The organism is Blautia sp. 210820-DFI.6.14 (assembly GCF_020558815.1).
Classification (GTDB): domain Bacteria; phylum Bacillota; class Clostridia; order Lachnospirales; family Lachnospiraceae; genus Blautia_A; species Blautia_A obeum.
In genome coordinates this window covers 88,772-103,424 of the sequence record NZ_JAJCKS010000005.1, presented here as the reverse complement: position 1 = coordinate 103,424, position 14,653 = coordinate 88,772, and the positions used below count along the sequence as shown (strand labels likewise).

General features: G+C 42.5%; 13 protein-coding genes. All 13 read right to left on the bottom strand.

The genetic code is table 11. From position 1 onward, the window contains the following. Positions 1–2: 2 nt before the first annotated feature. The 13 genes from LI112_RS06310 to LI112_RS06250 all read right to left on the bottom strand — a co-directional run bounded on the left by LI112_RS06310 (position 3) and on the right by LI112_RS06250 (position 14,605). The gene (locus tag LI112_RS06310) at positions 3–578 is read right to left on the bottom strand and encodes a stage III sporulation protein AF (RefSeq protein WP_227190366.1); all 576 of its coding nucleotides are present in this window, start codon (positions 576–578) and stop codon (positions 3–5) included. After that, on the bottom strand, positions 575–1,852 hold the full coding sequence (locus LI112_RS06305; protein ID WP_227190365.1) for a stage III sporulation protein AE: 1,278 nt from the start codon (positions 1,850–1,852) through the stop codon (positions 575–577). Before LI112_RS06305 ends, LI112_RS06310 begins: the two co-directional genes overlap by 4 nt. Then, complete coding sequence (locus LI112_RS06300) at positions 1,849–2,235, bottom strand: SpoIIIAC/SpoIIIAD family protein (RefSeq protein ID WP_022389258.1); 387 nt, start codon at positions 2,233–2,235, stop codon at positions 1,849–1,851. The genes LI112_RS06305 and LI112_RS06300 overlap by 4 nt, the downstream gene beginning before the upstream one ends. 14 nt (positions 2,236–2,249) lie before the next feature. Next, the gene (spoIIIAC, locus tag LI112_RS06295) at positions 2,250–2,444 is read right to left on the bottom strand and encodes a stage III sporulation protein AC (RefSeq protein WP_005426972.1); all 195 of its coding nucleotides are present in this window, start codon (positions 2,442–2,444) and stop codon (positions 2,250–2,252) included. A gap of 20 nt (positions 2,445–2,464) precedes the next feature. After that, the gene (locus tag LI112_RS06290; RefSeq protein WP_022389257.1) at positions 2,465–2,983 is read right to left on the bottom strand and encodes a stage III sporulation protein AB; all 519 of its coding nucleotides are present in this window, start codon (positions 2,981–2,983) and stop codon (positions 2,465–2,467) included. Beyond that, positions 2,977–3,906 (bottom strand): stage III sporulation protein AA, encoded by a 930-nt coding sequence (spoIIIAA, locus tag LI112_RS06285; protein ID WP_330368451.1) that lies wholly within the window; start codon positions 3,904–3,906, stop codon positions 2,977–2,979. Before spoIIIAA ends, LI112_RS06290 begins: the two co-directional genes overlap by 7 nt. 137 nt (positions 3,907–4,043) lie before the next feature. Then, positions 4,044–4,592 (bottom strand): 4'-phosphopantetheinyl transferase superfamily protein, encoded by a 549-nt coding sequence (locus tag LI112_RS06280; RefSeq protein ID WP_055055471.1) that lies wholly within the window; start codon positions 4,590–4,592, stop codon positions 4,044–4,046. Then, complete coding sequence (locus LI112_RS06275; protein ID WP_117628160.1) at positions 4,589–6,418, bottom strand: ATP-dependent helicase; 1,830 nt, start codon at positions 6,416–6,418, stop codon at positions 4,589–4,591. Before LI112_RS06275 ends, LI112_RS06280 begins: the two co-directional genes overlap by 4 nt. 12 nt (positions 6,419–6,430) lie before the next feature. Beyond that, positions 6,431–7,879 carry a glutamate--tRNA ligase gene (gene gltX / locus LI112_RS06270; protein ID WP_044926048.1) on the bottom strand — a complete coding sequence of 483 codons (1,449 nt, stop codon included), beginning with the start codon at positions 7,877–7,879 and terminating at the stop codon, positions 6,431–6,433. 80 nt (positions 7,880–7,959) lie between these two features. Continuing rightward, a complete protein-coding gene (gene acpP, locus LI112_RS06265) occupies positions 7,960–8,193 on the bottom strand; it encodes an acyl carrier protein (protein ID WP_005426982.1) in 234 nt (77 codons plus the stop codon). 94 nt (positions 8,194–8,287) lie between these two features. Then, entirely contained in the window at positions 8,288–9,466 is a 1,179-nt protein-coding gene (locus LI112_RS06260; protein WP_227190364.1) for an FtsW/RodA/SpoVE family cell cycle protein, read from the bottom strand. A gap of 139 nt (positions 9,467–9,605) precedes the next feature. Further along, on the bottom strand, positions 9,606–12,476 hold the full coding sequence (locus tag LI112_RS06255) for a hypothetical protein (protein ID WP_227190363.1): 2,871 nt from the start codon (positions 12,474–12,476) through the stop codon (positions 9,606–9,608). A 59-nt stretch (positions 12,477–12,535) separates the two neighbouring features. Continuing rightward, positions 12,536–14,605: an RND family transporter gene (locus LI112_RS06250; protein ID WP_227190362.1), complete on the bottom strand. Its 2,070-nt coding sequence runs from the start codon at positions 14,603–14,605 to the stop codon at positions 12,536–12,538. Between the last annotated feature and the right edge of the window lie 48 nt (positions 14,606–14,653).

Below are 14,653 nucleotides of genomic sequence, written 5' to 3'. Positions count from 1 at the left end.
TTTCAGTCTCTGTTTTCGATATGGGAAATGCGATTACCATCAGTAAAAGGCCCAGAAGCAGAATCACCAACCAATGTTGTCTGTTCATCTTTCCCCATAAGAAGCTGACAGTTTTTCTCTTCGATTCCGAAGTCCCTGGCAAGTCCATCCCGAATTCCCCTTTCCTGCTCCTGTGTAATGTTTCCCGCTGTACTGATCACCGCCGTAATCTGATCTCCATTTATATGTACGACGATATCCTCTGTTTCTATTCCATTTTCCTTACATTTTTTCGAAATTTCTTTTTGCAGCTCCCTGCTGTAATTCTCCTGCAGGTAAAGTGCCTGAAGATTTTCTGTATTTTTTTCTTCCAGTGCTGTCAGTTCTTCCTGATAATTTAATCGAAATTCCTGCAGCAGTTTTTCCCCATTTCCAAACAGGTTAAAAACAGGTGTGCTTAAAATATAGATCAGAAGGATTCCCATGAAAGAACGAATATAACGTTCATATTTTACATCCGGCACCAGATGGAGCACTGCCGAAAAGACAATATAGAAAAAAGCAATCGTTTTTACCCATCGATAAATTTCCTCTTTCATCCGCTTCCTCCAATCCCGGTCATCAAAATAACAAAATCAAGGATACATAAAATCTCTGCCGTAAAAAGAATACGCAGGAGCAGCGCACAGCCTTCTCCCATCGTTGCAAGTGAATCTACGATCCTTTTTTCCGAGACTGGCTGCGCTATTGCTGCCAGAAATCGATAGAGCAGGGACAAAATTCCATAATGGATCACCGGACCGGCCCCTGCTGCCACAAAAGCAAACAGTATAACAACTCCAAGGCAGTTTCTCACAAGTACCGCACTTGTCAGTACCAGCTCTGTAACCATATTCACTGCATTCCCCACTCCTGGCAGCGCACCTGCTGCCTTTCCCAGTGCACTTCTTTTTAAAGTATCCATTACCGGAGCAATAAGTCCTCTCACAACCTGCAGTCCCACTACCATACCAAGAAGTGTTTTCAAGCCCCAACTCACTGCAGTGTCCAGAAGTTCCGCCATTTTTCCAAGCATTTCCTCTTTTGACAGATTGTTGATCAGCGAGATCAGCACATACAGGCATGCTCCCGGAAACAGAAGATTCAATATTACTTCCTGGATCAGCCAGGTAAGGATCAGAACCCCCTCATAAAAGACCGCTGCCGTCGAACTCCCTGCCGCTATCGATATAGTCAGGAAATATGCCGGGGCAAGTCCTCTCATAAACTCCGCCATCCATGTAATCGTCTGCTGCACGGACCTGGTAACAGATGAAAAAGAATCCATCAGCAGAATAAACAGCAACAAATAGACAATATAAAAACAGATATCTCCAATCTGTCCGCTCTCAAAAACATCTGCAAAATTCGCCAGTACAGCAGATAGTAAAATAAGAAGCAGTATTTTTATCAGAAGACTCTTTTCCTTTTCCAGACCGGAAAATAAAAAACTGTGCACCATCTCCTGCACAGTATCTTCAGATAATACCTTTTCTCCTTTTATCAGACCATCCAGCATGTCCTTCATGGAAAAGCTTTCTTCTCCGAGCATCTGGTCCAGCATCCTTTGCACCCGTGAAAGATCAAGTTCTTCAAGGATATCCGATACCGTGCTGGCTTCCGTCTGCGTTATCTTTTCTTTCCCTGTCCCTCCTGAATTATTTTCAATCTCTGTATTCTCTGACTGCCTTTCAGCTGCCTGACAGATAATACTTCCCGATATCAGATTCGAAATTTTCAGATCCGCCAGATTCATCAGTAATACGAGCATTCCTATCATAACTGGTGCATATTTTTTTCCACGCCATCTTCTGCTCTGTTTTCGGCGCTTCATCCCAGAAACTCCTGAATCGTTTCCAGCAATGCCATCAATACGGGAATACTCAGAACCATGACAGATAATTTACAAAAAAGTTCAATCTGTGACGCGGTTGCCTGATATCCCGCATCTTTACAGATCCCGGCAGAAAACTGCCCAATATATGTAATTCCTATCATCTTAATCAGCGTAAGAAAATACTCCGGATCCACCGACAGACTCTGCTGTATTTTTCCGATCATCCGGAAAAGATAATCCAGTTTATCCACAGCCAGTCCCAGAATTATGATACCTATCCCCATCGTTATGAACGAAACATATTCCGTTCTTGTTCCTTTCAAAAAAAAGCCAAGCACTACACCGCAGATTCCCAGCAGAGATATTCTGATAATATCCACGTTTTCTGCTCCTTTCAGATTACAAATAACTTCTGGATGTTCTGAAACAATTCATAAATATACGGAACGATCCAAAACAGAACGATCAACAAACCCGCAAGGCTTACCATAAAAGCCTGCTCATCCCTGCCACTGTGTTTCAATACCTGAGAAAGAATGGAAACAAGTATCCCAACTGCCGCAATCTTAAATATGATCGTAACTTCCATTCTCTCTCCTTTCTCCGGAATTACCAGAATAATATTGCAAGCAGGATACCACCCATAGCACCAAGACTTCGATATATTTTTTTCTTTTCCTCTTTATCTTTCCGCAGATTTTGCAAAAGATAAAGAAAATCTGTTTCATATAGTTCCAGCTGCCGAATCTGCATTTCCCGGTCCAGATAGCCAAGTTTCTCTCCCAGCAAACTTATTTTTCTCCGTTCATCCTCATCGAGTTTTAAATCTGTAAGGTAATTTTCTGTACAATTTTGAAAAATTATGCTGAGTTTCTCTTCTGTGTTAGCTTCTATGCATGCAGCCACCCTTTCTAAAAACTCCTCGTACCTTCCCCGACATCGACATGCCGTATCGCGAAGCGCATCCGAAAGCGAGCTGTTTCCGCACCGTATCTCTCCTTTCAGACATAAAATAACCTGTAAAAACTCTTCAAGATTTTTCTCATGTAGCATAAGTTCTTTGCTTTTTAAGTATCCCAGTCCTGCGGACGCGAAGATAATAAGGACAGCTCCCACCAGTTTCAGCATGGTTTTCCCTTCCCATCATATATTGCTTCTATACTTCCTGCATGTCCTTTTTTTCCAAGAACAATATATCGTTCAAAGACTTCCAGTTCTCTCAGTTTCTGAAAAAAGGGCTGTCTTAAAATATCTTCCAGTGAATTTCCGTGAGCTGTCGCAAACAATTTGCACCCACAATGGACCACGGACTCTACCGCTTTAAAATCTTCTTTCTTCCCAAGTTCATCTACAGCCACAACATCCGGTGACATCGAACGCAGCAACATCTGCATTCCTTTTGCCTTTGGGCAGGCATCCAGCACATCTGTCCGCATCCCCAGATCATTCTGTGGTATTCCCTGATAGCATCCGGCAAGTTCACTTCTCTCGTCCACCACTCCTACTGTCTTTCCCTGGATTCTATCTGTCCCATTGCTGATCTGCCGTATCATATCTCTGAGAAGGGTGGTTTTTCCACATCTTGGCGGTGCAATGATCAGTGTATGATATACCTGCTCTCCATTTCGGATATACGGCAACACTTCATCTGCGCACCCCTGTACCTGATGTGCAAGCCGCACGTTGATGCAGGAAATATACTTCATCCCCCGGATATGTTCCCCATCCAGAATGACTTTTCCGGTAATTCCTACCCGATGCCCTCCCTGTACACTCAGATAGCCCTGACATATTTCATCTTCATAAGCATAAAGAGAATATCCACTGATATACTCCAGTGTTTCTTTCAAATCCTGTCTCGTTACCCGATAAGGCATTCCATTTCCGGTTCGGAGAAATTTTTCTCCGTCTCCATAACACAGAAATACCGGTCGGCCTGTCCGAAGTCTGATTTCATAAAGTTTTTCGTAATCTATCACACATTCTTCCAGAAGTTTCCGGATATTTCCGGCAAAAAGACTCTGAATCTGTCCCGCCCTGATCGTCCTCACCTCTTTTACTACTGCGAACGACTGTATCTCTTTTACACTAATATATGTTCAATGTCCGGATTTAGTACAAAAAGAATCCCGCGATTTTGATTTCATCGCGGGATTCTGTATCACTCCAATATTTTAGCCATAATATTTCATGGCAGCTGTACTTCCGCATGCTCCCATCGCAATTCTAATGGTTTACGCGACCACACAGCGCCACTATAGTCTTCTCCGAGTTCCAGCATCAGATAAGTTCCGTCATCCATGGAAATCGTTCGAAGATCTCGGGACAGGCCTTCTCCCGTCCATTTAATATAGGCTTCCCTTAATACCCACTGCGTAAAAAAGGCTTTTTCCGGTTCATCACTGTCCAGTATTTCTCGAATCATATCCGCCGGAACCATTCTCTCCAGCATCCGTTCATAATTTACCTTTTTATGCACCTGCACATCTATTCCAATTTCCTGGTCTGCGATGATACACATTACATATTTGCCGGAATGTGTAATATTATAATGTATCTTCGGCTGCAGGGTAAGGAATGGTTTGCCATGTTCACCGGTAGCCCTCGGTTCAAATGCCAGCTTCAGTCCATACTCTTTGTAGAGTCCTGTCGCAAGCAGTTTCTCCCCTATCATGTGCTCCATATTTTTGTGTTCGTACTGCTGTGGAACTTCTGTAAAATAAATAACCGCCTTCATACTCCAGCCTCCTTTAAGAATCGGGACGGTTCCCGTTTCTTCTCATACTGCTGTCTCACGTAACATAAAGCCAACTGTTTCCTGGCCCGTGTCATTCCGACATAAAACAGTCTGCGTTCTTCTTCAATGGCAGGTTCCAGTACCGCTTTTCGATAAGGCATACTACCTTCATTAACATTCAGGATATACACCTGTTCATACTCCAGACCTTTCACCCCATGAAGTGTAGAGATCAGAACGCCCTCCCGTTCCTGCTCAGCTTTTCGTGCCTGCTCTTCAAGCTTTTCTGTGTATTCTTCTATGTAGGATTCCCATTCTTCCAGACTGTTCATTCCTTTTGTACTTTCTGTCAACCGGTCCAGAATCTCACTCAGCTCTTCTGGTTTTATTTTACGATACTCTGCATATTCACGCAAGTATTCTTCATATCCCATTCCCTTTCGGATAAAATTAATTGCAGCATAAGGTGCCAGACTCTTCAGCACTCGCAAATGCGTTTCCAATGTTGTGATACGGTCACACATCCAGTCCTTATCTTTATAAAATTCTTTTAGTTCTTCAAAGGATACAACTGATGATAATGACAAGGCATCACGGGAAATATATCGATTGGGCCGATTCATAAATTCAAGGAAATACTTCCTGTTCTTTTCCCCTGCTGCAAAATGCATATAGGCAAGAAGATTCCGGCAGATCCAATGCTGAAAAAGATTCGGGAGTTTTTCCTTCATGTTAAACGGGACCTGTCGTTCCATCAATGCACCTACCAGTCCTTCTGCCTCCTGATTCGTTCGAAGAAGAATTGCCGTATCTTCCAGACGCTCTCCGTTTTCCATCCGTTCTCTGAGTTCCGAGACAACTGCAAGATATTCTTCTCTCGGATTTTGGAATTCCCGTATCTGAACCGCTTTACCTACCTGATTCGGTGTGGAAAGCTTTTTGGAAAAACGTTTTTTATTTTCTCCGATCACGTGCATCGCTGCTGAAAGGATCTGTCCACTGCATCGATAATTCACATCCAGTGTAACTGTTTCCGCATCCGGATAATCTCTGGTAAAATTCAGCATAATTTCAGGCCTTGCACCACGAAAATGATAAATCGACTGATCATCATCTCCAACGATAAACAAATTATTCTGTGGCTTTGCCAGCATGCGTACAATATCATATTGCAATTGGTTGATATCCTGAAATTCATCCACAAGAATATACTGAAATTTCTTCTGCCATGCTTCCAGAATATCTTTTCGCTGCACAAAAAGCTCATAACAATACAGGATCATATCATCAAAATCCAATTTACGTCTGCTCTGACAGGCTTCACGGTATCCCTGGTAAATCTGTCGGAACACTTCATCCGGACAGCATGAAGAATAGTAATGTTCCAGTGCAATTTTGTTTCCTTTCACCACACTGATCTCCCTGGCAATCTCTTCCGGAAAATCTCCTTCTTCTGCCAGATCACCACCATAATTCAACGTCAGTTCTCTCAAAATGCCGAATTTTTCTTCATCAGACAGAATATTAGCCGCAGTAAATCCATATGCCTGTTTCAATATTCCATAAAACACGCCATGAAATGTACCAAAAGTAACCGGAGTATACTGCTGTCCGGTAAAACTTAAAAAGCGCTCCTTCATTTCCTTTGCCGCCGCCCTGGAAAAAGTCACGACCAGAATATTTGAAGGTGAGATTCCGCCTTCATTTATCATATATGCAGTTCGTTCTACAATTACGGAAGTTTTCCCCGAACCGGGGCCTGCCAGAACCATCATTGGTCCTGACAGGTGGGCGATCGCCCTTTGTTGAGATGGATTTCTTTTTATCATTTATTACTCTCAGCTGAGTTTCTCAATTGCTGCCTTTACACGTTTCAGTGTTTCTTCTTTGCCGATGATTTCCATAATTTCTGTTGCTCCGGCCGGTGTCATCTGTTTACCGGATACTGCTGTACGAAGCGGCCACATTACATAACCGTTCTTATAACCTTTTTCTTTGACAAATGCACTTAAAGAAGCAAACAGTGGATCATTTGTATAATCTTCCTGTGCTTCCAGAACCGGAAGAACTTCTTTCAATACTGCAAGAGAAGTTTCTTCATTTGTCTTCATCTTCTTATGGCAGTACATTGCAGAATCATATTCCGGAACTTCTTCAAAGAAATCGATCAGTGCCGGGATATCCGGGAATGTCTCGATTCTGGTCTGTACCATTCCGGCAATTTTACGGAAATCATAATCTCTTTTGAGAACTTCCTTCATATATGGAAGAGCTTTTTCATAGAACTCTTCCGGATCCATTTTCTTAATATACTCGCCATTCATCCAACGAAGCTTGGTAATATCGAATACGGCCGGTGATTTGCTGATATGATGATAATCAAAAGCTTCGACCAGTTCCGGAAGTGAGAAGATCTCACGATTGTCCTGCGGGCTCCATCCAAGAAGTGCGACAAAGTTAACGATTGCCTCTGTAACAAATCCCTGATCCAGAAGGTCTTCATATGAAGAATGTCCGGAACGTTTGGAAAGCTTCTGATGTTCTTCGTTTGTGATCAGCGGACAATGAACGTATACCGGAATCTCCCATCCGAATGCTTCGTAGATACGGTTGTATTTTGGTGCAGAAGAAAGATACTCATTTCCTCTGACAACATGAGTGATTCCCATAAGATGGTCATCAATTACGTTTGCAAAGTTATATGTCGGATATCCATCAGATTTGATCAGGATAAGGTCTTCCATCTCTTCGTTGTTAACTGTGATATCTCCATAGATCACATCATGGAATGTCGTAGTTCCTTCTGTCGGCATATTAAAGCGGATAACGTGTGGTTCTCCTGCATCAAGACGTCTCTGTACTTCTTCTTTTGACAGACGCAGACATCTCTTATCGTAGATAGAGATTTCTTTTCCTGCAACTACACGTTTCATAGATTCCAGCTCTTCCGGTCCACAAAAGCAGTAATAAGCATCTCCCTGCTCGATCAGCTGCTGTGCATATTTCAGATAAAGTCCCGAAGCCTGTCTCTCACTCTGTACATATGGTCCATATCCCTTATCTTTGTCCGGACCTTCATCATGAATGAGTCCTGTTCCTGCCATCGTACGATAGATGATATCTACAGCGCCTTCCACATAACGCTCCTGGTCAGTGTCTTCGATTCGAAGAATAAAATCTCCACCTTCGTGTTTTGCAATGAGATATGCATAAAGCGCTGTACGAAGATTACCTACATGCATTCTTCCTGTAGGGCTCGGTGCAAATCTTGTTCTGATCTTTGTCATTGTATCTTTCCTGCCTTTCAAAATATATAAACTCAGAAAAAACCCCTGAGACATCACTGCCTCAGGGAATGTTCTGCATACTAAGCTTCGATGCCTCTGCCTTTCAGATATTCGATCACATCTCCCACTGTTGCCAGTTCTGTCAGCTCTTCAGCAGGGATCTCTATATTGTATTCATCTTCCAGAGCCATTACCAGTTCAAAAAGATCAAGAGAATCTGCTCCAAGATCATCTTTAAAAGAAGTATCTGCTGTAATTTCGCTTTCTTCGCAGTTTAACTGTTCTGCAATCATTTTTCTCATTTCTTCTAACATTGCTATTTCTCCTTTATCAAGTAACAATTTTGCTCTACTTTGATGTGCAAAGTATATATTCTGAGAACCTATTTGTCAATAGATTTTGCTTATTTTAGAGAAGCCTTTCCGGCTCTTTAAATTTAATCTGTCTGGCCACACTCAATGCCAGTCCCATCTCTGCCATCAGGAACAGGATTGATGTACCTCCATAACTGATAAACGGCAAAGTAACACCTGTATTTGGCATCAGATTTACCACTACGGCAATATTAAAAATAACCTGCAGTGCAATATGAATAAAAATACCGCTCACTATCAATGAGCCAAACAGATCTGGTGCATTCTGTGCAATAAAGAACAATCGGTACAAAAGGTAAGCAAACAGAAGAAGTACGATCATTCCGCCAAGAATTCCAAGTTCTTCACATACAATAGAAAAGATCATATCGTTCTGCGCTTCCGGCACACTTCCGAGCTTCTGGATACTGTTTCCAAGTCCTCTTCCCAGAAACCCTCCTGATCCAATCGCATACAATGCCTGTATCGTCTGATAGCCATCTCCTGATGCATAATCCTCCGGATGCAGCCATACAAGGATTCGTCTCAAACGGAAACTTGAACTGGTTTCCATCGTTGCACTTAAGAAGCTGATAGCAACAATAGCAACAACCAGGAGAATACCTGCTGCAATGAGGAATGGTCTTACTTTTGGATGTGCAATAAAGATAAGGCCAATCGTAATACCGAAAATAATGATCGCAGTACTCAGGTTATCTGTAAATACATATGTTATGAATGCAAGCGCACCACCACTTCCTGCCAGCATCATAAAGCCTTTCAGTGTACCAATCTTTCTTCCCATATTTACGATCATATAAGAAAGACAGACGATCACTGCAATCTTCGCGAGCTCCGACGGCTGAAATGACAATGGTCCCAGATTCAGCCATCGACGCGCTCCATTTGCGCTTCGTCCAAGAGGTGTCTTGACCAGCAGCATCAGCACTGCTGCTACACCATAAATAACCCCTGTAAATCTCGTCAACATATGATAATCTATCTTTGAGATTGCAAGTGCGGCTATGATACATGCCAGACTGATCGCAGCCTGTTTTTTAAAATAATACATGTCATCGCCATAGTTCAGTTCTGCCATGTAAGAGCTGGTACTGTACAGCATAACCAGTCCAAAACAAGTCAAAAGAATGATAACCGCGAGAAGACTGTAATCATAATAATCGGTTTTCTTTTTTATTTTTGGTTTTCTTACAACTGCTTTTTTTCTACTCATAGCATACAGTATAGCAGACTCCTTTCCCGTCCGCAAGAAAAAAACAGGGAAACGGCATACAATCCGTCCCCCTGTTATACTGTGGATCAACGACCATTCCCATTCCTGCAAACAATCGTTTATCTGTCACATTTTTATATTACTTATCACTGTCATTGTCGATAGCTGCGGTCTCGATCACGAACTTCACATTGCCGTCCATGTCATCTTCCTTACCACTGAAGGAACGATATGCATTGTCATCAGAGCAAATTGCATCCAGGCGATCCAGGATATCCTGAAGGTCATCATCCACGATATCAGAGAGTTTTTTGATTCCATCATCATTAAACTCTTTTGTTCCGTCAGCAAGTTCCTTTGCTCCATCAGAAAGACTCTTAATTCCACTCTTAACCTGTGCACTTCCGCTGCTGAGTGTAGATGTTCCGCTCATAAGCTGCTGTGTACCGGATGCAAGCTGGCTGGCTCCACTGTTAAGCTTGCTGCTGTTTGCAGAAAGTGTACTTGCTCCACTGGTAAGCTGACTCGTGGCACTTGTTACTTTGGAAGTTCCACTGTTGAGCTGTTTGCTGGCCTTTGTAAGCTTGCTTGCTCCACTGGTCAGTGTCTTTCCAGAACTTTCCAGTGCAGTTGCTCCGCTGGTAAGCTGGCTGTTGCTTCCCATCAGAGTCTTGGCTCCGTTTACAAGTGTCTGAGAAGCTTCTGATGCCTGTGAATAACCATCTGACAGATTCTTTGCACCGTCAGAAAGCTGTTTGGCTGCATCTGTCAGATCTTTCAACTGACTTCCATCTCCAAGCATTTCACTGAGTTCTGTCTGAATCTTTGTGATTCCTGCTTTGACTGCCTCAGCACCCTGTGTCAGGGACATAGTCTCTGCAGTTGTACCTTCGGTACTTGTTCCTTTAGCTGTCAGCTGATCTCCTGCTTCACTGAGCTTAGCCCCGTTATCTATCATTCCCTGCAGACCATTATCAAGTGTATCTGCAAGACTCTGTGCTGTTTTCAGAGCTGAGGTTGTATCCTGTGCCTCCAGTCCGGAAGCACCTGCCTCTATCTGGCTGAGTCCTTCCTGGAGCTGATCAGCTGCCTCTCCAACAGCTGCAGTCTGTGCACTCTGTGCATTTACGGAATCTGCTGCTGCCTGTACCTGTGCTGCCTGATCAGACAATCCTGATACCTGACCTGCATGAGCCTGAAGACTTGCAACACCTCCCTGTGCAGTTGCCACACCACCGGAGATTGCTCCGATCGCACTCTGTACTGCACTGTTGACTGCTGCTGCAGTCGCCTCATCCATGGAAGATGTATCAATACTACTTAAAATATCAATTGCGGAACTTGCACTGTCCAGACCTGCTGAAATCGTACCTGCATCACCCTGCAGCGCATCTCCTGTTCCGGCTGCAGCACTGACCGCACTCGCTGCCGCAGATACCTGATCTCCTGCGGAAGCTGCACCAGTCTCTGTAAGAGAGGCTGCTGCTGCTTTTGCTGTTTCAAGGCCATCTGAAATCTGCTCTGCGCTCTGTGCTGTACTGCCACCATTCAAATTATCAATGATTTGCTTTAATCCGGCGGATGCTTCTTTTAACTGCACAGGTGCCTGTGTATATGCTTTTACATTTGCTGCATACTCAGCTGTACTGGATGCATATTTCTCTGCACTGTCTGCAAAATCAGAAACACTTGCAAGTGAAGTATTCAGTTCCGGAAGTTTTGCAGCTACAGCTGTTGCAAGTTTTGAAATACTGTCTGTAACTGTTGTAATTCCTGCTGTTTCTGTTCCGATACCTGTGAGCAGTTCTCCGATCGCAGATATATAATCCTGAATTCCCTGTCCGAGAGAAGAAGCGCCGGATACATATTTCTTCACACCATCTGTCAGTGTATTGCTTCCTTTTACATACTGCTGAACACCGGACGCCAGTGTGCTGACACCACTGTTGTATTCTTTCAGGGATTTTGAAAGAGTACCAACTCCGGCTGCATATTCATTTACACCGGATGCCAGTTTGTCTGCTCCGGCAGTATAAGAGGAAACACCACTCTTAAGAGTAGCTGCTCCGCTGTTCAGACTGCTTACTCCACTTACGAGGGTTCCGATACCGGAATCAAATTCCTGATATTTTTCATCAAGCGTAGATGCTCCATCAGAAAGTTCCTTGCTTCCATCTACCAGTTTGGCTGCTGCATCTGTCAGATCCTTCATAGAATCTTTCAGATCATCAATACCATCAATGTTATCTACATCCAGAGAATCCAGAAGATCTGTCAGTGCAAATGTAAATGTAGAACTCATATTAAAGTCTGTCACATCTGCTTCCATTGTAAAGTTTTCCGGAATATCCAGATCAATGTCTTCATCTATGCTCTTAAGATCAAGATTATCAGCAAGTCCCGGCATACCAACGCCTACTACAATATTTCTCTGTCCGTCTGAAAGGATCTTTCCATTATCTATCGTTACATTTGTAAAATTGTCTGTAGGAAGGATCATCGCTGTTACCATTACAAACGGTGCATACAGATCTGTTGTTTTGTTTCCAACTTTTGTTTTATTCTTCACATTATTTTTGTATGCTACTTCGATCTTCAGATGTCCGCTTTTACCCCCGAGATCATCCGGATTTACCTGAGTACCATTCAGATAATATTTAATTTCCATGGAAACTGGAAGATCCTGGGTTGTAGTTCCCTGATAATAAATATCTTTATCATCTGTGTTCCAGGTCAGCTTATCTCCATTCTGAGAGAAAGTTTCATCACCTTTTACATTCTTGATGTCTTTCAGATCAGATACATCACTTAAGTCTCCTGCAGAAGCTGAATTTTTCAGCCAGTCAGAAACTGTGATCTCCTGTGGAGTTCCGTCTGCCGCTGCATTTACATATACGGTCTCTTCTTTTGAAATATCTGTATTTGCTGCCAGTACCGGGCTAAATCCCATTACCATAGTCATTCCTACTGCTACAGAAGCTGCTACCGCTTTTTTTCTGTTTCGGTTCATATTATACGACTCCTTTTCCAGCCATTGGCTTTTTATATTTAATGGTTGTTGTGTACTTATTATTTTTTGTCAGGTAAAAAACCTTTTGATGTATGAACGATGATCGGATCAAACACCATAAACATTGCAGGTAATACAAGAAGTACAACAATCGTACTGATCACTGCACCACGTGCGAGCAGTGTACAGATCGCACCGATCATATCTACCTTTGAGTACAGGGCTACACCAAATGTTGCCGCAAAGAAACTACATCCACTTACGATAATAGATTTCATTGAGAATTTATGTGCAATGGAAATAGATTCTTTTTTAGTTTTTCCAAGATGACGCTGTTTCTGATAGTTACTTGTCATCAGGATCGCATAGTCTACAGTTGCACCCAGCTGGATGGCACCGATTACGATACTTGCAACGAATGGAAGCGTTACCCCCTGGTAATACGGGATTGCCATATTAACAAAAATTGCAAATTCGATAACAAACAGCAGAATAAATGGTAACGAGATTGATTTGAATACAAACAGGATAATCAGGAATATTGCTGCCATAGAGAGGATATTTACTCTCTGGAGGTCAACATTTGTTGTATCCTGAAGGTCTTTCATCAGAGGTGCTTCACCGATCACCATTGATTCCGGACTATATTTCTTAACGATCTTCTGAATCGCATCAAGCTGTGCGTTACATTCATCCGTTGCAGAAGAATATTCAGAGCAGACAAACTGTACTTCATAGTTGTCGGACTGAAGCATTTTTTTAATATTGGAAGGAATCATAGATTCTGGGAATGTCGGTCCGATCAGAGAATTCATTCCAAGTGACCATTTTACTCCGTCAACTTTATCAATCTGATCCAGCATCTGTGTTTTTTCTTTGCTGTCCATTCCGTTTTTCAGAAGAATCATATGAACAGTACTCATATCGAAGTCTTCTTTCAGTTTTTCATTGGATACATTACTGTCCAGTGTAGCTGGAAGAGACTTATCAATATTGTAATAAATCTGAGTATGATTGTTTCCGTAAACAGCCGGATACAGCATTACCAGGAAAACAAGAAGCCATACTTTGTAATGCTTTGTGATAAAACCAGAAGCCTTATCCAGGCTTTTGACCAGTGGTTTATGTTTTGTTTTTTCAATCACTCCGTCAAATACAAGGATCATTGCCGGCAGTGTGGTAATACAGCAGATAACACCGATGACAACACCTTTTGCCATAACAATACCCATATCACGTCCAAGTGCAAACGTCATAACACACAGAGCAAGGAATCCGGCAATCGTAGTAACCGAGCTTCCGGCTACAGATTTAAATGTATCTGCAATCGCATGTGCCATCGCACGGTCTTTGCTATCGTATTTTTTCTTATAATTTTCAAAGGAGTTCAGAAGGAAAATGGAATAGTCCATTGTTACACCTAGCTGAAGTACTGCTGTCAGAGATTTTGTTATATAACAAACTTCTCCAAAGAAAATATTAGTTCCAAGATTGTAAACAACTGCAAGGCCTACACTGAGAAGGAACAACACAGGAATTACCAGTGAATCCATTGCAAGAAGCAGAACCAGCAATGATAAGCAGGCTGCGATCACAACATAGATCGGCATCTCTTCAAGTGCCAGGTTCTTGATATCTGTTACAACACCGGACATACCACTGATAAAGCACTGTTCGTTTGCGATCTTACGCATGTCGCTGACTGCTTCCATCGCTGCATCAGATGATGTTGTATTATCAAACAGTGCAATCATCATGGTAGCATCACCATTAAAGAATCCATCCTTAAACTTTTCCGGAATCATGCTTACCGGAATACTTAAATCAGCCACACTGTCATACCACAGAACGTCTTTTACATGCTCCACATTCTGGAATTTTTCTTTTAATGCTGCGACATCTTTCAATTCCATATCTTCCACGACTACCATGGAGAATGCACCCATTCCAAATTCATCCACCATGATATCCTGGCCTTCAACTGTTTCCAGTGATTCCGGCAGATAACTCAGGATATCGTAATTTACTCTCGTCGCTGCCATTCCCAGGAATGACGGGATAAGCAGTAACATACTGATGATTACAATAATCACTTTATGCTTTGCTATCCACTTTCCAAACTTAATCATCATGTCCTCCTTATTGAATATATTTTTCATTAATGACTATCAGTCACT